Source organism: Kitasatospora sp. NPDC042419, assembly GCF_056437345.1.
In genome coordinates this window covers 35,478-58,648 of the sequence record NZ_JBWKAW010000001.1, presented here as the reverse complement: position 1 = coordinate 58,648, position 23,171 = coordinate 35,478, and the positions used below count along the sequence as shown (strand labels likewise).

Here is a 23,171-nt window from a genome sequence, read left to right as displayed (position 1 = left end):
AGCGGATCGGATCAGCAGGACGAGACCCAGGTCTCGCCGAGTCCCAACGTCAGGCCGCGGGCCTCGAACTTCACGGCGACGCACTTCCGGTAGTGGTTCGCCTTGGCCGCGGTCTTCTGGATCCAGCCGAGCTTGGCCGCCGTCACCACGCCGAGGGCGGCGCCGACCGGACCGAACAGGGCCATGGCCGCCGCGAGGGGGCCCCAGAAGTAGTGGGCGCTGCGGCCGATCTTCGCCGTGTAGGACCGGTTGAAGACGATCTTCAGGCCCAGCTTGTACTTCAGACCGTGCCATCCGATGCTGGCGCTGACGTACACGGTCGCCCGGCCCCAGGAGTAGTAGCGGGTCTTCGACCAGCTCCAGCGCCCGTCGAGGTCGAACATGTTGACCGGGTCGGTCGGGTAGGCGTACGCGTTGGCGTTGCCGCCGAGCACCGAGTCCGTCTGCAGGAACCGGCCGAGGGCCGGGTCGTACAGGCGCGAGCCCATCAGGACGACGCCGCTCAGGGTGGCGCTGTCGCGCTGCTGGCCGCCGATCCAGCCGTAGCCGGTGGCCGGGGTGGCCGGGGTGCTCAGGTCGGCCAGCAGGTTGCCGTACTCGTCGTAGGCGCGGACGACGAGCGACTCGGCCGGGTCGAGCGGCAGCTGGACCGACACGTCGCCGTGCAGGTTGGTCAGCTGGAGGACGGTGCCGCCGGTCGCGCCGGTGACGGCGCTCAGGGTGTCGGTGAGGTCGGTGACGAGCCGGACGATCTCGCCGCCGTCGCCCTTGCTCCAGGTCGGGCTGTCGCAGCCGCAGCCGTAGTGGTTGACGGCGCCGGCGGTGATGCTCCAGGTGCCGTCGCCGGCCTGGGTCTCGGCGGTGCGGGAGGCCTGGCGGCCGGCCGCGTCGAGCGCCCAGGTGGTGCGCTGGGTGCCGACGGTCTCGCTCCGGGCCGTGCCGGTGGCGTAGTAGTCGAACCGGGCGCCGTTCCGGGGGTGCGTGGTGATCCGGCCGAAGGCGTCGTAGCCGGCGCCCTTGAGCCGGTCGGCCGAGTCGTAGTCGGACGACACCAGGGTGCTGGTGACGTCGTTGGTGGCCGGGTCGCAGTCCTCCGTGGTGGTGGTCAGCGAGGTGCGGTTGCTGTTCTTGTCGAAGGCGTAGCCGCGGCTGGTGCACCCGGTCGGCGCCTTGTCGGAGGCCTTGGTGAGACGGCCGTCGGCGTCGTAGGTGAAGGTGCTCTCCACGGCGCTGCCGGCGCTCTGGGTGTGGCCGGCCTGCTGGCCGTGGACGTTGTAGTCCGCGAGGTCGGCCAGGACCACGGTGCCGTCGGCGGTCGTGTACACCTTGCCGGTCGGCACGCCCTGCGGGTTGTAGGTGTTGGTGAGGACGTAGCCGCCGGGCAGGGTCTGCCTGGCGATCCGGCCGTCGGCGTCGTACTCGGCGCTGTGGGTGCCGGCGACCGAGTCGGTGACCGACTGCGGGCGGCCGGCCGAGTCGTAGGTGTAGGTGGTGGTGGACGGCGCGGAGTCGGACTCCTTGACGATCCGGTTGGCGATGTCGTACTCGGTCGTGGTGACGTTGCCGCTGCCGTCGTCGTAGCCGACCGGCCGGCCGAGCCGGTCGTAGCCGGTGGTGACGGTGGAGCTGCCGTTGGAGACCGAGACGACCCGGCCGGTGACGGCGTCGTAGGTCGTGGTGGTGTCCGGGACCGCGGTGCCGGTGCCACCGCTGACGGCGGTCCTCACCGCGCGGCCGGCGGCGTCGTAGGTCGTGGTGGTGGTGCGGGTGACGCCGTTGGCGGTCTCCCTGACGACGGCCGGGTTGCCCCAGCGGTCGTACTCGGTGGTCCTGGTCGGGATCTCCGCGGGGTTGCCGCCGGCGTCGGCGACCGGGGCGGCCGGGCCGGTGGAGCAGGGCAGGTCGGCCCACTCGGGGCGGCCCGCGCAGGCGCCGGTGCCGGTCGCGGACCAGTAGCCGGTCACCGTGGTGCCGACGTCGCTGCCGTTCGACTCGGGCTGGGTCAGCTTGACCGGACGGCCCTGGGCGTCGTAGACGAGGTTCTTGGTGAGCGCCAGACCGGTCGGGTCCGCCACCACCCGGGTGGTCAGGCCCTTCGCCCAGTCGTAGCCGGTGCCGGTGGTGCGGGCGTCCGCGTCGGCCGGGTAGCCGTCGATCCGGGCGCCGACGGTGGCCGAGGTGGGCTGGTTGCTCACCACGGCGTCGGCCGGGCGGCCCTCGTCGTAGGCGGTCACGGTGTGGGTGCGGGCCGGGACCTCGTCGCCGGCCGGGCGGGCCGGGCTGGTGCCGGCGGCGGCCAGGTCGTGCTCCAGCGCCACGACGTGCAGCGGGCCGGTCTGCTCCAGCTGGCGCAGGCCGTCGGCGGAGTGCACGGAGAGCGTGGACAGCGCCGTGGCGCGGTCGGCGGTGCCGGCCTTGTCCAGGCCCAGCGCCCGCAGCCTGGTGAGCCCGTCACCGGCGGTGGACAGCGCCAGCGCCCGGTTGTCGGCGGTCAGTTCGCGGGTGGTGTTGCCGAGCGCGTCGTACTCGGTGGTGGTCACGCCACCGGCCCGCGCGGTGTTGACCTGGCGGCCCGAGGCGTTGGTGTAGGTGACGGCGGCCTTGGCGTAGTCGCCCGCGCCGAGGGCCCGGCCGTCGTGGCTGGCCGGGGGTGCGTCGGCGGGGAAGAACGCGGTGGCGTCGGTGGGCGCGTTGGTCTGGCCCCAGCCGGCCACGTCGGCGACACCCATCGCGTACGGGGCGCCGGTGCCGGTCAGCGGCACGTCGTAGACCAGGTTGGTCGCGGCGGTGCCGTTGGTGACGTCCTTGCTGCCCTGCTGCAGCGAGGGGCGCGAGACCGCGAGCAGCATGCCCTCGCCGGCGGTGGCGGCGTTGCCGGCCTTGCCGTAGGTCAGGGTCCAGGGCAGCTCACCGGGCGGGGTGAGGGTGACGACCCGGCCCGCGGCGTCGTAGGCGTAGGTGGTCTTCGCGGACGGCCCGACGCGCGGGTCCCAGACCTCGCGCAGGCGGGTCATGTCGTCGTAGCGGTACTCGGCGACGACGGCCGGGGTGGCGACGATGTCGCCGGGGGCGGTGCTCCACAGCCGGATCTGCTTCACCTGGCCGGCGACGTCGCCGACGGTGGCGGTGGTGGCGGTGGTGGCGTCCGCGTAGACGTACTCCAGGACGCGGCAGCCGGCGGTCGACGGGACGGCCGCGCAGTTCGCGGAGGCCGTGGCCGAGGTCGGCGAGACCAGGTACCGCGGGCGGGCCAGCGTCCTGCCGCCGGCCGTGACCTTCTCCGACACGACCGTGGTGGTGGAGTTGTCCGCCGGCAGGGAGCTGCCGGTGACCTGCCAGGTGGTGGCGGCCGGGTCGACCTTGCCGAAGGTGACGGTCGCGCCGGCGGTGGTCCTCAGGGTGAAGGTGCCGGAGAGCGTGCCGGTGAGGGTGTACTCCTCGGCGCCGGGCTCGGGCTTCCAGCCGCCGCCGGTGGTCGCGGTGAAGCCGGTCTCCTGACCCTCGCCGCTGACCAGGGCGACCGAGGTCGGCGAGGTCTGCCGCACGTAGGCCCAGTCGGACTGGGTCAGTTCGGTGACCGTGCCGGGACTCCACTGCGGGCCGAAGATCGCCGCCTGGCCCTCGCGCTCCGCGCCGAGGCCGGGGCGGCGGGACGAGAACGAGCGCTCGCTGCTCAGCCCGAAGCCGGCGGCGTCGGTCACCGACAGCCCGAAGTCACCGGTGAGGGTGTTGACCGTGCCCGGCCCGACCTCGGTGTCCGGCGCCGTGCCCGCGTTGCGGTCGACGGTGACGGTGGTCGGCTCGGTGACGGCGACCGAGGTGCCGTCGGTGAAGACCGCCTGGACGTCCACCGGGCCGTCGGCGGCCAGGGTGTCGGTGATGTTCCAGGTCAGCGGGGCCGGCTTGCCCGCCGGGGCGGCGAACGGCCAGCCGGTGACGGCCTTGCCGTCGGCGGTGGTGACGTCGGAGGCCGGCACGTCCTTCCAGGTGTCCGTCTCGCCGCGGCGGAACTGGTAGCGCACGCCGGTGTGGTTGGTGTTGCCCTGGCCCAGCAGCGTGGTGCGGCGCGCGGCGCGCTCGCCGGCGCCCGGGGCCGTCAGCGCCGCGCCCTTGCCGGCGTAGAAGGTGTACGTCCGGTCCGCGGAGACGTTGCCCGCCGCGTCCCGGCTGTGCGCGGTGACGGTGTGCGCGCCCGCCTTGAAGGTGAGCTTCGCGGTGACCGGCGCGCCGGTGGTGGCCGCGGTGACCCAGGCGCCGCCGTCCAGCTTGTACTGGACGTCCTTCACGTCGGCGGTCGGCGGGGTGAAGGTGAAGTTGCCGCTGTAGTCGCCGTTGGCGCCCGGGCTGCCCGCCCACTGGCCGGCCGGGAAGTCGCCGGAGCCGATGGTGGTCGCGCCCGGCGCGGTGGTGTCCACGGTGAACGAACGGAAGGCGGACCAGGCGCTGTTGGCGGTGCCGTCCCAGGACCGGGAGCGCCACTTGTAGCTGCCGGCCGGCAGCGCGGCGCCCGGGGTCCAGCTGAACGTCGAGCCGGACGCCGCGTAGGCGGTGTGGCCGGTCTGCAGCGCGGCGGTGCCGTTGGACGCCCAGACCTCGAAGTCCAGCAGGACGTTCCCGCCGTCGGGGTCGGTCGCCTTGGCGGAGAGCGCCGGGGTGGAGTCGCCGGTGAGCGCGCCGTCGGCCGGGGCGAGCAGGGTGGAGACGGCCGGCGGGGTGTTGTAGGTCACCGACAGGTAGGGCGTGTTGGAGGACGCGTTGCCGGAGTTGAACTTCTTCCAGCCGTACGGGTCGCCCTCGTCGGTGGCCCGGATGCCCAGGGTGTTGTTGGCGTTGCCGTTGCCCGCCCACGCCTTGACCAGCGCGGTGATGTCCTGGTTGACCCAGCCGTCGTTGCAGGAGCTGGAGTAGCCCTTGGTCGACGTGGAGGTGGCCCACTTGCGGTTCCAGCCCGGCTGCGCCGTCCAGCGGGTGGCGGTGCTCGCGCTGCCGGTGTCCCAGACCTCCCAGCCCTTCGCGGTGCACGACCAGCTGTGGAAGTTCCACAGGTTGAGCTTGCCGCTGGTGATCTGCTTCCCGCTGATCTTGGCCATCGGGAACTGCAGGAAGGAGCGGGCCACCTGGCCGGAGCCGTTGTTGCCCAGCTTCAGTTCGGTCTGCGAGGAGACGTCGGTGGCGTAGCCCTGCTGGACGAAGGTGTCGAAGCCGACGCCGATGTTGACCGCCGGGTCGATGGTGACCGGGTACCGGGTCTTCGGGTCGTCGAGGAACGCCGCGTCCGGGGTGAGCGTCAGGTCGACGGCGTTGCCGTTCTGGGTCACCTTGAGGCCGACCGGTGCGGTGTGCGTGTGGTCGCCGCTGCGCTCGTCGACCTGGGCGTCCCACATCACCGGCGCGGGCAGCTGGCCCTTCTCCTCGCCGGTCTTCGGGTCGAGGAAGGAGACCGAGTCGTCCGCGTTGTGGCGGGCCTGCAGGCCGGCCGCGTCCAGGGTGAGCGTGACGCTGCCGTTGGCGGAGACCGCCGAGCGGTTCTTGAGCTCCAGGAACTGCTCGAAGCCGGTCCGGGTGGACTCGATGATCAGGTCGGTCGCGGTGAGCGCGTTCTCGTAGCGGGCCCTGGTGCCGTCCACGGTGGGCGCCGGCAGGGTGCCGCGCCAGGAGAGCGACATGGTGGTGCCGCTGCCGTTGTCCAGCGACACCAGCGGCGTCGCCGGGGCCTGCCGGTCCCCGGCCGGGGCGCCGGCCGCCTTGAACTTGGCGGCGGCGGCGGGCGGGGTGGCGCCGGCCAGCGAGAGGCCGAGCGGGTGGCCCTTGGCCTTGACGCTGCCGTCCTCCTGCCGGGCCAGCGAGACGTCGATCGGCTGGAGCCTGCCGGACTTGTCCTTGTACCGGACCGGGCCGGTGGCCGTGTCCAGGGTGGTGGTGCCGTCCGGGTTGATCCAGGTGGTGGTCGACTCGGTGCGCTCGCCGGTCACCTCGATCCGGCGGTTCTCCAGCCGGGCCTTGAGGTGCGCGGTGGCGATGTCCTTGGCCTCGGCGGCGCCCAGCGCCCGGGCCGGCTCGGGGGCCGGAGCCTCCGGGGCGACGGCGACGGCCTGGCCGGTGGTCATGATGACGGCGGCGGCCTCGGCGGCGAGCACCACGGCGAGGGCGACCGCGGTGTTGCGCAGCACGCCGTTGCGGCGGCGTGACGCGGGGGCGGCTGGCACGGCGGCCCCGGCGCGGGGCCGGGGTGGTGTGCCGGACGGGTGGGACATGGAGCTCCTCGGCGGTCACGACCCGGTCTTGGGTCGACATGCTGGATTGGGGTGTTCGGCTGGATACGTCGGCAATGGACCGGTCGAGCCATGGGCATGAATCGGCCAGAGTCGCGATCGGTCAGGGGTGTGCGAAATGCGGACGGATGGTCAGGAACCTTCCGGCGCGCACTCAGGAGCCGTCCGGGAGCCGCTCGGGGGCGGCGGTTCGGACGGGACGCGTGTGGCAGGGGGGACGGCGCGGGCGCGGCGAGGGCGCGGAGGGGCGCCGCCGCCGGGGCCGCGAACGGCGCGGGGCGCCGGGGCCGGGCGCGCCGGGCGCGCGGCGGACCCGCGGGCGTGCGGCATCCCACGGCCGTGGGGTGCACCGGCGGTCGGGTGCTACGGCCGTGCGCGCACGGCGCTACGGCCGGGCGGCCACCGCGAAGCGGCGGGCCGGGCCGCCCGCCAGTGCCCGGTCGAGCAGGGCCTGCGCCCGCAGCTCGGCCACCGGGCGGTCGGGGGCGCGGACGTACAGGACCAGGCCGACGCCCCCGGGGACGGTGCGGGCGCGCACGTGTTCCAGGCCGTCGCCCGGGCCCGCGCTCGCCCACAGGGCGGCCTGGACGTCAGCCGGTCCGGTCTCGCCGGCCGGCGTGGCGGAGACGTCCAGGAGGGTCAGATGGACGGAGAACACCGCCCGTTCAGTCCCAGCCGATGCCCGGGGTGCCGGCGGGCGCGGTGTCCCAGCCGATCGGCCCGGCGGACGGGTTGTCCCAGCCGATGCCGGGCTCGCCGGCGGCGGTCGCGCTGACGGCGGCGGCCGGGGCGGCCGGGGAGGCGAAGGCGGGGGCGGCGGCGGTGGCCAGGGTGAGGGCGAGGGCGGTGACGGCGAGCAGCCGGACGGACTTCGGCACGACGATTCCTGTTCTGTGCACGATGGTTCAGAGGTGGTGGCTCGGGGCTTGGTCGCTCGGGGCGTGGTGCTCGGCGGCCCGGGGTCCGGGGGCCCGGTCGCCCGTGGGTCGGGGGCTCGGGGCCCGGTCGCCCGGGCTCCTGTCGGTCGGAGGGAGAGGTCTGCGCGCAGAGTGAATCCTTCCGGGGCCGGGCCGACGGCGGGAGGGGGAGCGGCGGGCAGCATCAGGACAGGCAGCTTGCTGCAAGCCCGGCGGGTCAACCGGCGTACCGTGGACGGCGTCGCGGGGTGCGGGCGGAGCCGGGCGGGACTGCGGGCGGAGCCGGGTGGGACTGCGGTCGGGGTGCGGGCGAAGTACGGCTGGGGCGTGCGAGGCCCGCGGCGGGGCCCTCGGCGGCCGGCCGGGAAAACGGACCGGATGGTCCGATTCTGTTCGCCTGACCGGATCATGCCTTGTGGGGCCGGAGCGCCGGGGGAAGGATCTGGATCCGGCGAACCGTCCGGATGTCCCTTTGCGCTGATGTGATGATTCAGGGGTCGTTGACGTGTTGGAACTGCTGGGCCTGGACAGCACCGCAGAGGCCGTGTACCGCGAGATGCTGGCGGACCCGGAGGGCGGGGTGGTCGAACTCTGCGCCCGGCTGCGGATCCCCGAACCCACCGTCCGGGCCGCCCTCGACCGGCTCGCCGACCTCACCCTGCTGCGCGCCTCGCGGGACCGCCCGGGCGCACTCTGGCCGGTCAGCCCGGAGCGCGGGCTGGAACTGCTGCTCCGCCGCCAGGAGGAGGAACTCGCCCGCCGGCAGCAGGAGTTGGCCGTCTCGAAGGCCGCCGTCGCGCGGGCCGTCGCGGAGTACGCGACGCTCCGCTCGGCGACCCTGGTGGACGGCGGCGAACGGCTGGTCGGTCTCGACGCCATCCAGTCCAAGCTGGAGGTGCTGACCGCCCGGCTGGCCGGGGAGTGCCTGGCCGTGATGCCCGGCGGCGCGCAGTCGGCCGCCAGCCTGGCCGCCTCCCGCCCGCTCGACGAGGACGCCCTGCGGCGCGGCGTCGTCCTGCGCACCATCTACCAGGACAGCGTCCGCAACGACCCGGAGACCTTCGCCTACGCCCAGTGGATGACCGGCCTCGGCGGCCGGGTCCGCACCGCGCCGGTGCTGCCGCCCCGGATGCTGGTCTTCGACGGGACCACCGCCGTGGTGCCGATCGACCCGGAGAACACCAGGGCCGGCGCCCTGTGCACCGAGGAGCCGGGCATCGTCGCCTCGCTGGTCGCGCTGTTCGAGCAGACCTGGGAGACGGCCGTCCCGCTCGGCGACGACCGCCCCGAGGACACCGGGACCGGCCTGAGCGCCGGCGAGCGCGAGTTGTTGCGGCTGCTCTCCACCGGGCTCACCGACGACGCGGCGGCCAAGCGGCTCGGCGTCTCGGTGCGGACGGTGCGCCGGCAGATGGCCGCGCTGATGGAGCGGCTGGAGGCGGCGAGCCGCTTCGAGGCCGGGCTGAAGGCGGCTCAGCGCGGCTGGCTGTAGCGCGCGGAGGGGCGGGCCGCCGGGCGCGGGCCGCCCGCACCGGCCGGACCGCGTGTCCGGCCGGGCTCGTCCGGCGCGGCTCCTCCGGCCGGTGGAGGGGGCGCCCGGCACGTCCGGCGGGCGGCCTGTAGCGGGGGTCACAGCTTCGAGGTAGCAATTCCTCGGCGTACCGGAGAAGTTCACCCCCGGGGTCTTGTCGGGTCATTTTCTACGCGCGTATCTTTGGGCGCTGCGGGGGGCGGTTACCGGCTTCCGCACGGCTTTCTACGCGGGTAGCGGGAGCGCGCGGTGTGCGCCCGGCCGACCCGCCCTCACCGTCCGGCCGGCCCCACGCCGCCCGGCACACCTGCCACCCCCGACTGCCGTGCCGCGCCGCCGCGGGCCCGGCAGAGCTTAGGAGTCCCGTCCCGGTGACCACGCCCACCGCTCCCCGCTCGCGCCGCGCACTGCTCCGAGCCACCCTCCTCCCGGCCGGCCTGGCCGCCTCGCTGGTGCTCGTCCCGCTGCCGGCCGCCGTGGCCGCGCCCTCGGCCGACGCGGTGATCGCCGAGGTGTACGGCGGCGGCGGCAACTCGGGCGCCACGCTGAAGAACGACTTCGTCGAGCTGGCCAACAAGGGCGGCGCCGCCTTCGGCCTGGACGGCTGGAGCGTCCAGTACATATCCGGCACGCCCGGCGCCAACTCCCAGTGGGGCGTCACCCCGCTGACCGGCGCGATCGCCCCCGGCGGGCGCTACCTGGTGGCCGAGGCGGCCGGCGCGGCGGGCACCGTCGACCTGCCGACCCCGGACGCGGCGGGCTCGCTCGCGCTCTCCGGCACCAGCGGCACCGTCGCCTTCGTCCGCGGCACCGACCCGCTGACCTGCAAGACCGCCGCCGACTGCGCCGCCGACCCGCGGGTGCGCGACCTCGTCGGCTTCGGCACCGCGGTGGTCCACGAGGGCTCGGCCTCGGTGGCCGGCGCCTCCAACACCGCCTCGGTGGCCCGCCGGGCCGGTCTCCCCGACACCGACGACAACGCGGCCGACCTCGCGGCCGGCGCCCCGACGCCCACCAACAGCAAGGGCGAGGTCGCCGAGGGCGGCACCCCGACCGGTCCGACCGAGCCGGGCGCCGTCCGGATCCACGACCTCCAGGGCACCACCCGCCTGTCGGACCGCACCGGCAAGACCGTCGCCGGCGTGCCCGGCATCGTCACCGGCGTGCGCGCCTACGGCTCCAAGGGCTTCTGGATCCAGGACCCGAACCCGGACGCCGACCCGGCCACCAGCGAGGGCGTCTTCGTCTACACCGGCTCCGCCAACCCGACCGTCAAGGTCGGCGACTCGGTGCTGGTCACCGGCAAGGTGACGGAGTACTACCCCAACTTCAACGGCGGCTCGCAGTCGCTCACCCAGCTGACCAACCCGGCCGTCACCGTGGTCTCCTCCGGCAACCCGCTGCCCGCGCCGGTCGTGGTGGACACCCGCAACATCCCCGGCACCTACAGCCCGCAGGCCGGCGCCGACGGCACCGTCAACGGCGTCACCCTGAACCCGGAGAAGTACACCCTCGACTTCTACGAGTCGCTGGAGGGCATGCTCGTCCAGGTCAAGGACGTCCGGGTGATCCAGGCGACCGACAAGTACAACGAGCTGTGGGTCGCCGCGGACAAGCAGGACCAGAAGAGCAAGCGCGGCGGCGTCCTCTACGAGTCCTACGCCGAGCCGAACGTCGGCCGCCTGATGGTGCAGCAGCAGGCGCCGGTCGCCCAGCAGCCCTTCCCGGTCGCCAACGTCGGCGACGTGCTGACCGGCGAGACCACCGGCCCGCTGGACTACAACTCGTTCGGCGGCTACACCCTCGTCGCGGGCACCCTCGGCGCCCTCCGGGACAACCACCTCCAGCGCGAGGTGACCACCCCGGCCGCCGACCGCGAGCTCTCCATCGCCACCTACAACGTGGAGAACCTGGCCGCCACCAACCCCGACGCCAAGTTCGCCGAGCTGGCCCAGGCCGTCGTCACCAACCTGCGCTCGCCCGACATCCTCGCCCTGGAGGAGATCCAGGACAACAACGGCGCCAAGAACGACGGCACCGTCGACGCGAGCGAGACCCTCGCCAAGTTCGTCGCCGCGGTCAAGGCGGCCGGCGGCCCGGCGTACGACTGGCGCTCGGTCGACCCGGAGAACGGCAAGGACGGCGGCGAGCCCGGCGGCAACATCCGCCAGGTCTTCCTCTTCAACCCGCAGCGGGTCTCCTTCACGGACATCCCCGGCGGCACCGCCACCACCGCCGTCGACGTGGCCGGCACCGGCGCCGGCGCCGCGCTGACCGCCTCGCCCGGCCGGATCGCGCCGGCCGACGAGGCCTGGGCCAACAGCCGCAAGCCGCTGGCGGGCCAGTTCTCCTTCCGCGGCAAGAAGGTCTTCGTCATCGCCAACCACTTCAACAGCAAGGGCGGCGACCAGGGCATCGACAGTCGCTTCCAGGCCCCGACCCGCTCCTCCGAGGTGCAGCGGACCAAGCAGGCCACCGTCGAGCAGGCCTTCGTCGCCAAGCTGCTGGCCGCCGACAAGGAGGCCAAGGTGGTCTCCCTCGGTGACTTCAACGACTACCAGTTCTCGCCCGCGCTGGCCGCGCTGACCAAGGACGGCGTGCTGCGCTCCCTGGTGAACGAGCTGCCCGAGAAGGAGCAGTACTCGTACGTCTACCAGGGCAACTCGCAGGTGCTGGACCACATCCTGGTCAGCCCCGAGGTCGGGTACGCGAAGTACGACATCGTGCACATCAACGCCGAGTTCGCGCAGCAGGCGAGCGACCACGACCCGCAGGTGGTCCGCATCAAGCCGTGACCCGGCGCCGCGGTGCTCCGCGGCACGGGCGAGGGGGCGGTGACCGGGTTCCGGTCACCGCCCCCTCGGGGTTTCCACGCGGCCCCGTTACGCGCGGCCTCGTTACGCGCGGCCCCGTTCCGTGACGCCTCGGGGTTTCCCGTGCCGCCTCGTACCGCGTTACTTCAGCGCGGCGAGGACGGCGTCCGCCATCACCCGCTCGCCGGTGGCGTTCGGGTGGAACGGGACGGCCGGGGAGCCGGGCAGCGCGCCCTCGATCCAGCGGTCGTCCGAGCAGACGTCGTGCCCGGCGGTGGGCGTGGCGGTGTCCACGTAGGTGGCGCCGTTGGCGGCGGAGGCGGACTTCAGCATCGCGTTGAGCCTGCCGAGGACGCCGTTCAGGTACGGGATGTCGCGCGGGGCGATGGGCTGGCGGAGGATGCAGTCCGAGCCGTCGGCGGGCAGCACGGACGGGTAGCCGACCACCAGGATCCGGGCCTTCGGGGCCTTGGCGCGGATGCGCTTCAGGGTGTCCGCGACCTGCGGGGCCGCCGCGGCGACCCGGTCGGCGAGGTCGTCGTTGCCGTACTGCCAGGACCAGCTGGACCAGTCCCAGTGGCCGTGGTGGTAGAGGTCCTTGCACGGCGTGCCGAGCGGGTTGACCACCGCGCCGGCGATGCAGGCGCCGACCACCTCGCCGATCCCGAGGTCGCTGATGCCCAGGTCGTTGCCGCCGATCCCGAGGGTGACCAGGTCGGTGTCGGCGGTCACCGCGTTCAGCTGCGGGTCGTTGACCCGGATGAAGGCGTCGTACTGCGGCTGCGTCATCGCCTTCACCTTGGCGGCCGCGCAGGTGACGTCGGTGTAGGCGGCGGCGTGCAGGGCGGCGGCGACCAGGTGGCCGTAGTTGCGGTCGGAGCGCAGGCACAGGCCGGCCGACTGGCCGGGGACGCCCGCGCCGGCGGCGTAGGAGTCGCCGAGGGCCACGTAGTGGCGGGGGGCCGGGGTGGCGGCCTGGGCGCTGGTGGAGGTCAGGGCGAGGGCGGCGCCCAGCGCGGCGGCGCCGAGCAGGGCGGACTTCCGGGAGGCACGGGTCGTGCCGCGTTTCCGGGCAGGGCGGAGCACGGTTCCTCCTGGGGGAGAGAAACGGACGGGGTGGGGGTCGTGCGAGCCTGGCCACAGCTACTGGAAGGTAAGTTACTTCCGGGTTTCGTACCCGTCCATGCTTTGCGCGGAATTTCCCGAAAACCCGTCAGGAGTATTTCGAATTTCGCTCCACGGTGTATCGAAGGTATTTCCGAAACGGAGTGGAGCGGAATTCGTGCTGCCGTTCGTCACCGGGCCGGCCGCTTCCCGGCTGCTCCCCGGCCGGTTGACGGACCCCGGTGCAGGCCGCAGTATCGGGCGCACGCGCACCGCCCCCGCACCCCGTGCCCCGGGCGCCGCCGCCGCGCACCCGCACCGCCGGAGCACCGATGGAGGAGCCCGCATGGCCCTGGACGCCGACGTCATCGTCATCGGAGCCGGACTCGCGGGCCTCGCCGCGACGGCCGAACTCGCCGACGCCGGACGGAAGGTGATCCTGCTCGACCAGGAGCCCGCGGCCTCGTTCGGCGGCCAGGCGCACTGGTCCTTCGGCGGCCTCTTCCTGGTCGACTCGCCCGAGCAGCGCCGCATGCGGATCCGCGACTCGCCCGCCCTCGCCTGGCAGGACTGGCTCGGCACCGCGGGCTTCGACCGCCCCGAGGACGCCTGGCCGCGCCGCTGGGCCGAGGCCTACGTCGACTTCGCGTCGGGCGAGAAGCGGGCCTGGCTGCACGCGATGGGCGTCCGGTTCTTCCCCGTGGTCGGCTGGGCCGAGCGCGGCGGACTGCTCGCCGACGGTCCCGGGAACTCCGTCCCCCGCTTCCACATCACCTGGGGCACCGGCCCCGGACTGCTCGAACCCTTCGTCCGCCGGGTCCGCGAAGCCGCCGCGCGCGGACTGGTCGAGATCCGCTCCCGCCACCGGGTCACCGGCCTGTCGGGGAGCGCCGGCGCCGTCGACACGGTGACCGGCGAGGTGCTCGTCCCGAGCGGCGCCGCCCGCGGCGAGGCCAGCTCACGGGAGGTCGCCGGCCACTTCGAGCTGCGCGCCCAGGCCGTGATCGTCACCTCCGGCGGCATCGGCGGCAACCACGACCTGGTCCGCAAGGCCTGGCCGGCCCGGCTCGGCACCCCGCCCGACCGGATGCTCTCCGGCGTCCCCGCGCACGTCGACGGCCTGATGCTCGGCATCACCGGCGACGCCGGGGGCCACCTGATCAACGGCGACCGGATGTGGCACTACACCGAGGGCATCGCCAACTGGGACCCGATCTGGGCCCGGCACGGCATCCGCATCCTGCCCGGACCGTCCTCGCTCTGGCTCGACGCCCTCGGCCGCCGGCTGCCCGTCCCGCTCTTCCCCGGCTTCGACACCCTCGGCACGCTCGAACACATCCGCACCACCGGGCACGACCACACCTGGTTCGTGCTCAACCGGCGGATCATCGAGAAGGAGTTCACCCTCTCCGGCTCCGAACAGAACCCCGACCTCACCGGCCGTTCCGTGCGCGGTGTCCTCGCCCGCGCCCTGCCCGGCGCCCCCGGTCCCGTCCGGGCCCACCTCGACCACGGGCCCGACTTCGTCGTCGCCGGGAACCTCCACGACCTCGCCCGCGCGATGAACGCCAAGGCGCGCGCCCGGCTCATCGACCCCGCCGAACTGCGCCGCGTCGTCGAGGCCCGCGACCGCCAGCTCGCCAACCCCTTCGCCAAGGACCTCCAGGTCACCGCGATCCACGGCGCCCGCCGCTACCTCGGCGACAAGCTGATCCGCACCGCCGCCCCGCACCGCATCCTCGACCCGGCCGCCGCCCCGCTGATCGCCGTGCGGCTGAGCATCCTCACCCGCAAGTCGCTCGGCGGCCTGGAGACGGACCTCTCGGCCCGCGTCCTGCGGCCGGACGGCTCGGTGCTGGACGGCGTCTACGCGGCGGGCGAGGCGGCCGGGTTCGGGGGCGGCGGTGTCCACGGCTACCGCTCGCTGGAGGGCACCTTCCTCGGCGGCTGCCTCTTCTCCGGTCGCACCGCCGGCCGCGCGGCGGCGGAGGCGACCGCGTAGCGACGGCGGGCCGGGCAGGCCGGGAGGTGCGGGCCGGGAGGTGCGGGCCGGGCGGTGCGGCTCGGCGCGGCAGGCGGAGGTGTGCCCGGGGTGACCCGGGGGCGGGGGTGACCCGGGGTGGGGGCGGGGCCGTCCCCTGTGCGGCCCCGACCCCGCCCCCGGGCCACCCCGACCCGCCCCGGCTCAGGCGGCCGGCACGCCCGAGTACTGCCTGGGCGGGAGGACGGCCTGCGCGTCGTGGCCGGCGAACCAGAGGCCGATGGCGAACGCGGTCGCCGCCTCCAGCAGCCCGGCGTGGGCCAGCGGGCCGGCCGTCAGCGGTGCGGCGCCGAGGTCGTCGGTGAGGCCGGCGACCAGGGCGAGCGCCGCGGGATCGTCCCCGCAGAGCGGCACCGCGAGCGGGCGGCCGTCGAACACCGGCGGGGTCAGCCGCCAGACGCTCACGTGGCAGGTGTTGAACGCCTTCACCACCCGGGTGCCGGGCGCGGCGGCGGCGATCCGCTCGGCCATCGACGGGCCGCCGACGGTGGTGAGGGCGAGGCCGAAGGGGCCGGGGGCGATCGGGTTGGTGCAGTCGACCAGCACCCGCCCGGCCGGCGGGGCGGCCGCCGCGACCACCCGCTCCACCACGTCGGCCGGAACGGCGAGCAGCACCGCCTCGCCGAACTCCGCGGCCGCCGCCGGGTCGGCCACCGCCCGCGCCCCCGCGCCCGCCTCCCGTGCCGCCTCGGCGGCCCGCGCCGCCGACCGCGCGCCGAACACCACCTCGTGCCCGGCCCGGGCCCACCGCCCGCCGAGCGCCCGCGCCATTCCCCCCGCCCCGATGATGCCGATCCGCATGCGAAGTCTCCTGCCTGCCGGTCCTGTTCGGCCCCGTTCGACCGAATCGGGATGACACTAGGAGCGCCCGCGGTTACCGATCGGTGCGTGACCGACGAGGTACGGGGGAGCGATGGACGAGATTCCGGGCGAGACCTATCTGGCCGACTGCCGGGCCCGGGCGGCCTTCGACCTGCTCGCCAACACCTGGAGCCCGGTACTGCTCTGGGCGTTGCGCGACGCCCCGCAGCGCCCCGGCGCGCTGCGCACCCGGATCGGCGGGATCAGCGCCAAGGTGCTCACCGAGGCGCTGCGCCGCCTGGAGCACAACGGCCTGGTGGAGCGGCGGAGCCACCCCGGCTCCCCGCCCCGCGTCGAGTACGCGCTCACCCCGCTCGGTCGCACCCTCCTCCCGGCCCTGGAGGCCCTGGGCGACTGGGGGTTCCGCCACGGGGACGCCGTCCTGGACGCCCAGGACCGCGCGGAGGAGTCCTCCGGGCGCGCTGAGTCGACGGCGTCGGCGCCGTCCGTGCCCGAGGAGAGGGGGGCCTGAGTCGCGGGGCGGCGTCGTGCGCGGACGGGAAGGCGGGGGAGGCGAGGGAGACGGGGGACGCGGGGGACGGGCTCCGGGGTCTCAGCGGTCGTCGGTGAGGCCGAGGCGGAGGTGGTCGACGTGGTAGACGGCCTGGTCGAGGAGGGCGGCGACGTGGTCGTCGTGGAGGGAGTAGACGACGGAGCGGCCGCGCCGCTCGCCGACCACCAGGCCGAGGTTGCGGAGCAGGCGGAGCTGGTGGGAGCAGGCGGACTGCTCCATGCCGACGGCGTCGGCGAGTTCGGTGGCGGCCCGGGGGCCCTCGCGGAGCTGGGCGAGTATCAGCAGGCGGGACGGGGTGGCGAGGGCCTGGAGCGTACTGGCCACCTTGGCCGCGTTGGACGCGTCCAGGCGCATCTGCGGCACGGCGTTCTCGGCGGCGGAGTGTCCCATGGGGGAATCCTACGGGCCCGGTCCGCGGGCCGGGCAGCCGTCCATATGAACACATGAAGGTGTGTTCATGTGTTCCTGTATCGTGACGCCCATGTCCGCCACCGTGCTCACCCGGCCACCAGCTCCCGCCCCGCCCGCCGTGCCGCAGCCCCACCGCACCCGGGCACTCGACCTGCCGGAGACGCGCTGGGCGGCCGCCGGCCTGCTCGCCTTCCTGGCCGCCCTCGCCGTCCAACTGCCCGGCGGCCCCGGGTGGGCGTCCGGCACGCTGTACGCCGTCGCCTACCTGGCCGGCGGATGGGAGCCGGCCTGGGCCGGACTGCGGGCACTGCGCGAACGGACCCTCGACGTCGACCTGCTGATGGTCGTCGCCGCCCTCGGCGCCGCCGCCATCGGCGAGGTCCTCGACGGCGCCCTGCTGATCGTCATCTTCGCGACCAGCGGCGCCCTCGAAGCCCTGGCCACCGCCCGCACAGCCGACTCCGTCCGCGGCCTGCTCGACCTCGCCCCCGCCACCGCGACCCGGCTCCGCGAGCACGGCGCCGGCACCGGGACGACGGAGGGCGAGGAGACCGTCCCCACCGCCGAACTCGCCGTCGGCGACACCGTGCTGGTCCGCCCCGGCGAGCGGATCGGCGCCGACGGCCGCGTCCTCGACGGCGCGAGCGACGTCGACCAGGCCACCATCACCGGCGAGCCGCTCCCCGTCCCGAAGAGCACCGGCGACGAGGTCTACGCGGGCACCCTCAACGGCGCCGGCGCGCTGCGCGTCCGGGTCGAACGCGACGCCGCCGACACCGTGATCGCCCGGATCGTCGCCATGGTCACCGAGGCCTCCGAGACCAAGGCACCCACCCAGCTCTTCATCGAGAAGGTCGAACAGCGCTACGCCGCCGGCCTGGTGACCGCCACCCTGCTGCTCTTCGCCGTCCCGCTCGCCCTCGGGGCCGACCTGTCCGGCACCCTGCTGCGCGCCATGACCTTCATGATCGTCGCCTCGCCGTGCGCCGTGGTGCTCGCCACCATGCCGCCCCTGCTCTCCGCCATCGCCAACGCCGGCCGGCACGGTGTGCTGGTCAAGTCCGCCGTGGTGATGGAACGGCTCGGCCGGATCGACAGCGTCGCCCTCGACAAGACCGGCACCCTCACCGAGGGCACGCCCCGGGTCACCGAACTCCGCCCGCTCGGCGACGTCACCGGACACGAGCTGCTGAGGCTCGCGGCAGCCGTCGAGCACCCCAGCGAGCACCCGCTCGCCCGCGCCGTCGTCACCGCCGCCCGCGAACGCGGCATCACCGTCCCGGCGGCCACCGACTTCACCGCCACCCCGGGCGTCGGCGTCCGCGCGGTGGTGGACGGCGCGGTCGTCGCCGTCGGAGCCCCCGGCCCCTACCGGGACCACGCCGAGGTCACCGCACTGGAGGCGGCCGGCCGCACCGCCGTCCTGGTGCTCCGCGACGGCGAGCCGGTCGGCGTGCTCGGCCTCGCCGACCGCCCCCGCGAGCAGGCCGCCGCCGCCGTCCGGGCACTCACCGCGCTGACCGGCCGCCCGCCCGTGCTGCTCACCGGCGACAACCCGCAAGCGGCCGACCACCTGGCCCGCGAGGTCGGGCTGACCGACGTCCGGGGCGGGCTGCTGCCCCAGGAGAAGGTCGCGGCCGTCCGCGAGCTGGCCGAGGCCGGCCGGCGGGTGCTGATGGTCGGCGACGGCGTCAACGACGCCCCCGCGCTGGCCGCCGCGCACACCGGGGTGGCGATGGGCCGGGCCGGCTCGGACCTCGCCCTGGAGACCGCCGACGCGGTCGTCGTCCGCGACGAACTGACCGCCGTCCCGGCCGTGGTGGCGCTCTCCCGGCGGGCCCGCCGGCTGGTGGTGCAGAACCTGGTGATCGCGGGGACGTTCATCACCCTCCTGGTCGTCTGGGACCTGGCAGGTACGCTGCCCCTGCCGCTCGGCGTCGCCGGGCACGAGGGCTCCACCGTGATCGTCGGCCTCAACGGCCTTCGGCTGCTGCGCGAACGTGCGTGGCGGCGGGCCCTGGAGGACGAGGCGCGCCACGGGGCCCGCGCCGCGAGGCCGCGCGCCGTGAGGCCCCGCGCCGTGAGGAGAGCTGAGACACGATGAGCCGCCGAGACCGCGAGCGCCCCGGCAAGCAGGGCCCGGCGTCCCCCGTGACGGTCACCGTCTGCCGGGGCTGCTGCTGCGGCACGGAACAGAAGCACCCGGGCATAGACCACGCCGGCCAGTACGAGCGGCTGCGCACCGCGGTCGGCGAGGCCGGCCGGGTCCGGGCCGTCAAGTGCCTCGACACCTGCGCGCACTCGAACGTCGTGGTGGTCGGCCCGTCCAGCGAGGGCCGCGCGGCCGGCGGCCGGCCGGTCTGGCTCGGCTGGGTCCTGGCCGACGACATGATCGAGGAGATCGCCGAGTGGGTGCAGGCCGGCGGCCCCGGCCTCGCCGACCCGCCGGGGATGCTCGACCTCCAGCAGATCGCCGTCTCCCGCCGGGTCCGCGAGGGACTGTCGGGCTGACCGCTCCCCGCCGGGGCCACCCGGGAATCGGCCGGCGGGCCCGGTGCCGTCGACGGACCCGGACGTCCCGCCCCCCGGGTGAACGGGCGGTGAACAGTGCCGGCGGCCCCGGCGAAAGCGGGCCGAAGCGGACGGGCCGGGGTTTCCGGGGGATGACAGGGCCTAGCATGACCTTGGTTCCGACCCGGGAGGAAGACGATGACCACGGTCTGCCGCATCTGCGCGGGCACCGGCCGCACCGCCGGCCTCAGCTGTCGGACCTGCCAGGGGACCGGCACCACCGAGGTCGGCGGAGGCGGCGGCAACTGCTTCCTCTGCGACGGCACCGGCGTCTACGTGCGCTACCGGGTCGACGCCACCGGCGCCAAGCACGCCTACCGCGACGAGATCTGCCGCACCTGCGACGGCACCGGCAACCGGGCCCCCTCGCCCTGGGACGAGTCCGCCTGAGCGGAGCCGGTCGGCCGGGCGCACCGCCTGGCCGAGGCCGCGTCCGGGACCGTGCCCGCCGACCCTGCCCGCCGATCCCGCCCGCCGACCCTGCCCGCCGCCTGGGTGACGGTTGGTCTGAGCGGGTACGCCGGGTCACCGCATCAGCGTAGATGGCCACCCCACCGGTGACCCGATTCGTACAAGCTGCCGGACGCTACGACTATGGCTTCCTTCAACCGGCTGCTCTCCCGCGTCCGCAGACGCGCCGGAGCACTCGCCATCCCATGTACCGTCATCTCGGCCCTCGTCCCGGTGCTCGCCCTCGGCCCCGGGGCGGTCACGGCCGTCGCCGCACCGCTCCCCGGCGGCTTGGGGCCGTGTGTCCCGGGCAGCTGCCCGGACCCCTACCCGAGCTCGATCAACAACGGTCCGTTCGCCGGCCGGGACAACGGCATCAACGTCTTCGTCGGCGGCGACTTCCTGGTCACCGCCCGCGCCGCCGAGGCCGAGGGACGCGTCGTCGTCCTCAACAACTTCAGCCAGGCCAAGGAGCTGGGGGTCAGCTCCATCTACAACGTCGGCATCGCCGGCGTCGGCTCCCGCGTCCCCCCGCCGGACGGGGCCGACTTCCTCACCACCGGCGGCAGCGTCACCGTAGCCCCCGGCCAGACCCTGGTCGCCGAGGGCGGCGTCGTCCGGCACGCCGGCCCGGTCACCGGCACGGTGACCGGCACCCTGGTCACCGACCCCAACGCCGTCCAGCCCTACAGCGGCCTGCGCGACCAGCTCAGCGCCGCCTCCGACTGCTACGCCCGGGTCAACGGCACGCCCCGCACCCCGACCGGCACCGCGGTGAACCAGGGCGGGCAGACCCTGTTCACCGGTGACGGCAGCTCGGCCCTCCAGGTGTTCAACGTCGACTTCGACCTCACCGGCCCGACCGGCGGCCAGCAGGGCATCGTCTTCGCGAACATCCCCGCGGGCGCGACGATCCTGGTCAACGTGACCGGAGCCACCCGGGCCCTGAACACCTTCAGCGGCGGCATCAACGACAGCGACGACCCGCTCAACGCCTACCGCGACCACCTGCTGTGGAACTTCCCCGACGCCGCCGTCGTCAGCCTCGGCGGGACCGGCCAGTTCCAGGGCAGCTTCCTGATCGGCGAGCAGGCCTCGCTGAGCACGGTGACCCTCGCCGGGGTCAACGGCCGGTTCTTCACGGCCGGCTCGCTCAACCACACCAGCCTGGCCACCGGGGGCGGCGGCCAGGAGTTCCACGCCTGGCCCTTCAACGGCAGCCTTCCCGACTGCGGCACCACCCCGGTGACGGGTGAGGTGCGGGTCCTGAAGACGGACGCGAACACTGACGCGCCGCTCGCCGGTGGTGTGTTCGAGCTGTGGGAGGAGACCAACGGGGTTCCGGGTCTCCAGACCTCCGGTGCGGACCCGGACACCCAGGTCGGTTCGTCGTGCACGACGGGTGCTGATGGCCTGTGCACCCGGACGGTGGAGGTCGGTACCTACTACTGGCGTGAGACTGCTGCTCCGCCGGGGTATCAGTTGCCGGCGAATCCGGTGTTCGGCCCTCTGGTCCTGACCCCGGCGAACGCGCCGACCGGTGTGCAGGTCACTGCTCCCGATCAGCCGCAGGCTCCGGTGACGGGTGAGGTGCGGGTGCTGAAGACGGATGCGAACACGGCGGCTCCGCTTGCCGGTGGTGTGTTCGAGCTGTGGGAGGAGACCAACGGGGTTCCCGGTCTGCAGACGACGGGTGCGAACCCGGACACCCAGGTGGGTACGTCGTGCACCACCGGTGCGAATGGTCTGTGTACGCGGACGGTGGAGGTCGGTACCTATTACTGGCGTGAGACTGCTGCCCCGGCCGGATATCAGCTTCCGGCGAATCCTGTCTTCGGTCCGTTGGTGTTGACTCCGGAGAACGCTTCGCAGGGTGTGCAGGTCACCGCTGCCGATCAGCCGCAGGCTCCGGTGACGGGTGAGGTGCGGGTGCTGAAGACGGATGCGAACACGGGCGCGGTGCTTGCCGGTGGTGTGTTCGAGCTGTGGGAGGAGACCAACGGGGTTCCGGGTCTGCAGACGACGGGCGTGAACCCGGACACCCAGGTCGGTACACCGTGCACCACCGGCGCCAATGGCCTGTGCACCCGGACGGTGGAGGTCGGTACCTACTACTGGCGTGAGACCGCCGCCCCGGCCGGATATCAGCTTCCGGCGAACCCGGTGTTCGGGCCGCTGGTGCTGACCCCGGCGAACGCGTCGACCGGTGTGCAGGTCACCGCTGCCGATCAGCCGCAGGCTCCGGTGACGGGTGAGGTGCGGGTGCTGAAGACGGATGCGAACACGGGCGCGGTGCTTGCCGGTGGTGTGTTCGAGCTGTGGGAGGAGACCAACGGGGTTCCCGGTCTGCAGACGACGGGCGTGAACCCGGACACCCAGGTCGGTACACCGTGCACCACCGGCGCCAATGGCCTGTGCACCCGGACGGTCGAGGTCGGTACCTACTACTGGCGTGAGACCGCCGCCCCGGCCGGGTACCAGCTTCCGGCGAACCCGGTGTTCGGGCCGCTGGTGCTGACCCCGGCGAACGCGTCGACCGGTGTGCAGATCACCGCCGGCGATCAGCCGCAGGCTCCGGTGACAGGTGAGGTGCGGGTCCTGAAGACGGATGCGAACACGGGCGCGGTGCTGGCCGGTGCCGTGTTCGAGCTGTGGGAGGAGACCAACGGGGTTCCGGGTCTGCAGACGACGGGCGTGAACCCGGACACCCAGGTGGGTACACCGTGCACCACCGGCGCCAATGGCCTGTGCACCCGGACGGTCGAGGTCGGTACCTACTACTGGCGTGAGACCGCCGCCCCGCCCGGGTACCAGCTTCCGGCGAACCCTGTCTTCGGGCCGCTGGTGCTGACCCCGGCGAACGCGTCGACCGGTGTGCAGATCACCGCCGGCGATCAGCCGCAGGCTCCGGTGACAGGTGAGGTGCGGGTCCTCAAGAAGGACGCGAACACGGGCGCGGTGCTGGCCGGTGCCGTGTTCGAGCTGTGGGAGGAGACCAACGGGGTTCCGGGTCTGCAGACGACGGGCGTGAACCCGGACACCCAGGTCGGTACACCGTGCACCACCGGCGCCAATGGCCTGTGCACCCGGACGGTCGAGGTGGGCGGCTACTACTGGCGTGAGACCGCGGCCCCGCCCGGGTACCAGCTTCCGGCCAACCCGGTGTTCGGCCCCCTGGTCCTGACCCCGGAGAACGCCCAGCAGGGCGTGCAGATCACGGCGCGCGACTGCCCGTCGCCGAGGCCGCCGGGCGACGGCTCGATCCACCTCACCAAGAAGGACGCCGAGACGGGCAAGCCGCTGGGCGGTGCGGTGTTCGAGCTGTGGAAGGAGACCAACGGCATCCCCGGTCTCCAGACCTCCGGCGCGAACCCCGACACCCGGACCGGCGCGTCCTGCACCACCAAGGCGGACGGCGGGTGCGACTTCAGGCACCTGTCGGCAGGCCAGTACTACCTGCGGGAGACCGTCGCGCCCCCCGGCTACGACCTTCCGCACAACCCGGTGACCTGCCCCTACACCGTCGACGACGATGACTGCGTCACCGTCGTGCTGACCAACAGGAAGCACGACGACGACTGCTAGGAACGCAGGAGCACAGGAACACGGGAACAGCTGACCGCAGGAACGCCGGACCCGCCCGGAGCCACGCGCTCCGGGCGGGTCCGGCGCGCTCTGAACCCGCG

The 23,171-nt window shown here is 74.0% G+C and carries 14 protein-coding genes; 8 read left to right on the top strand and 6 right to left on the bottom strand.

Going from position 1 to position 23,171, the window contains the following annotated elements; genetic code table 11:
- Positions 1-11: 11 nt before the first annotated feature.
- The 3 genes from AC067J_RS00260 to AC067J_RS00250 form a co-directional block, all read right to left on the bottom strand.
- Complete coding sequence (locus AC067J_RS00260; RefSeq protein WP_478295689.1) at positions 12-6,254, bottom strand: DNRLRE domain-containing protein; 6,243 nt, start codon at positions 6,252-6,254, stop codon at positions 12-14.
- Between the two features lie 403 nt (positions 6,255-6,657).
- Complete coding sequence (locus AC067J_RS00255; RefSeq protein WP_478295688.1) at positions 6,658-6,930, bottom strand: hypothetical protein; 273 nt, start codon at positions 6,928-6,930, stop codon at positions 6,658-6,660.
- 7 nt (positions 6,931-6,937) lie between these two features.
- A complete protein-coding gene (locus AC067J_RS00250) occupies positions 6,938-7,150 on the bottom strand; it encodes a hypothetical protein (protein ID WP_478295687.1) in 213 nt (70 codons plus the stop codon).
- A gap of 544 nt (positions 7,151-7,694) precedes the next feature.
- Here AC067J_RS00250 and AC067J_RS00245 point away from each other — a divergent pair.
- Positions 7,695-8,681 (top strand): helix-turn-helix transcriptional regulator, encoded by a 987-nt coding sequence (locus AC067J_RS00245; protein WP_478295686.1) that lies wholly within the window; start codon positions 7,695-7,697, stop codon positions 8,679-8,681.
- A gap of 410 nt (positions 8,682-9,091) precedes the next feature.
- Positions 9,092-11,515: an endonuclease/exonuclease/phosphatase family protein gene (locus AC067J_RS00240; RefSeq protein WP_478295685.1), complete on the top strand. Its 2,424-nt coding sequence runs from the start codon at positions 9,092-9,094 to the stop codon at positions 11,513-11,515.
- 159 nt (positions 11,516-11,674) lie between these two features.
- On the opposite strand, the gene AC067J_RS00235 is transcribed toward AC067J_RS00240, so the two are convergent.
- Positions 11,675-12,619: an SGNH/GDSL hydrolase family protein gene (locus tag AC067J_RS00235; RefSeq protein ID WP_478295684.1), complete on the bottom strand. Its 945-nt coding sequence runs from the start codon at positions 12,617-12,619 to the stop codon at positions 11,675-11,677.
- 364 nt (positions 12,620-12,983) lie between these two features.
- Here AC067J_RS00235 and AC067J_RS00230 point away from each other — a divergent pair, with 364 nt between their 5' ends.
- Positions 12,984-14,639 carry an FAD-binding dehydrogenase gene (locus AC067J_RS00230; RefSeq protein ID WP_478295683.1) on the top strand — a complete coding sequence of 552 codons (1,656 nt, stop codon included), beginning with the start codon at positions 12,984-12,986 and terminating at the stop codon, positions 14,637-14,639.
- 183 nt (positions 14,640-14,822) lie between these two features.
- Here AC067J_RS00230 and AC067J_RS00225 read toward each other — a convergent pair whose 3' ends face one another.
- Positions 14,823-15,479 carry an NADPH-dependent F420 reductase gene (locus AC067J_RS00225; RefSeq protein WP_478295682.1) on the bottom strand — a complete coding sequence of 219 codons (657 nt, stop codon included), beginning with the start codon at positions 15,477-15,479 and terminating at the stop codon, positions 14,823-14,825.
- A 112-nt stretch (positions 15,480-15,591) separates the two neighbouring features.
- On the opposite strand from AC067J_RS00225, the gene AC067J_RS00220 reads away from it, so the two are divergent.
- Positions 15,592-16,011 carry a winged helix-turn-helix transcriptional regulator gene (locus tag AC067J_RS00220; RefSeq protein ID WP_478295681.1) on the top strand — a complete coding sequence of 140 codons (420 nt, stop codon included), beginning with the start codon at positions 15,592-15,594 and terminating at the stop codon, positions 16,009-16,011.
- An 81-nt stretch (positions 16,012-16,092) separates the two neighbouring features.
- Here AC067J_RS00220 and AC067J_RS00215 read toward each other — a convergent pair whose 3' ends face one another.
- Positions 16,093-16,443 carry an ArsR/SmtB family transcription factor gene (locus AC067J_RS00215; protein WP_478295680.1) on the bottom strand — a complete coding sequence of 117 codons (351 nt, stop codon included), beginning with the start codon at positions 16,441-16,443 and terminating at the stop codon, positions 16,093-16,095.
- Between the two features lie 91 nt (positions 16,444-16,534).
- Here AC067J_RS00215 and AC067J_RS00210 point away from each other — a divergent pair, with 91 nt between their 5' ends.
- From AC067J_RS00210 to AC067J_RS00195, 4 genes are all read left to right on the top strand, one after another.
- Positions 16,535-18,568: a heavy metal translocating P-type ATPase gene (locus tag AC067J_RS00210; RefSeq protein WP_478295679.1), complete on the top strand. Its 2,034-nt coding sequence runs from the start codon at positions 16,535-16,537 to the stop codon at positions 18,566-18,568.
- Positions 18,565-18,975, top strand: a complete 411-nt coding sequence (locus AC067J_RS00205) for a (2Fe-2S) ferredoxin domain-containing protein (RefSeq protein ID WP_478295678.1) — start codon at positions 18,565-18,567, stop codon at positions 18,973-18,975. The genes AC067J_RS00210 and AC067J_RS00205 overlap by 4 nt, the downstream gene beginning before the upstream one ends.
- Positions 18,976-19,173: 198 nt before the next feature.
- Positions 19,174-19,425, top strand: coding sequence for a hypothetical protein (locus tag AC067J_RS00200; RefSeq protein WP_327676138.1), 252 nt, complete (start codon positions 19,174-19,176; stop codon positions 19,423-19,425).
- Between the two features lie 204 nt (positions 19,426-19,629).
- A complete protein-coding gene (locus AC067J_RS00195; RefSeq protein WP_478295677.1) occupies positions 19,630-23,070 on the top strand; it encodes a SpaA isopeptide-forming pilin-related protein in 3,441 nt (1,146 codons plus the stop codon).
- Positions 23,071-23,171 lie beyond the last annotated feature (101 nt).

Bases quoted from the DNA above. Each gene is read 5' to 3' on its own strand.
- AC067J_RS00260 (WP_478295689.1), bottom strand. From the start codon at position 6,254: ATGTCCCACCCGTCCGGCACACCACCCCGGCCCCGCGCCGGGGCCGCC.
- AC067J_RS00230 (WP_478295683.1), top strand. From the start codon at position 12,984: ATGGCCCTGGACGCCGACGTCATCGTCATCGGAGCCGGACTCGCGGGC.
- AC067J_RS00225 (WP_478295682.1), bottom strand. From the start codon at position 15,479: ATGCGGATCGGCATCATCGGGGCGGGGGGAATGGCGCGGGCGCTCGGC.
- AC067J_RS00220 (WP_478295681.1), top strand. From the start codon at position 15,592: ATGGACGAGATTCCGGGCGAGACCTATCTGGCCGACTGCCGGGCCCGG.
- AC067J_RS00215 (WP_478295680.1), bottom strand. From the start codon at position 16,443: ATGGGACACTCCGCCGCCGAGAACGCCGTGCCGCAGATGCGCCTGGAC.
- AC067J_RS00210 (WP_478295679.1), top strand. From the start codon at position 16,535: ATGTCCGCCACCGTGCTCACCCGGCCACCAGCTCCCGCCCCGCCCGCC.
- AC067J_RS00205 (WP_478295678.1), top strand. From the start codon at position 18,565: ATGAGCCGCCGAGACCGCGAGCGCCCCGGCAAGCAGGGCCCGGCGTCC.
- AC067J_RS00200 (WP_327676138.1), top strand. From the start codon at position 19,174: ATGACCACGGTCTGCCGCATCTGCGCGGGCACCGGCCGCACCGCCGGC.
- AC067J_RS00195 (WP_478295677.1), top strand. From the start codon at position 19,630: ATGGCTTCCTTCAACCGGCTGCTCTCCCGCGTCCGCAGACGCGCCGGA.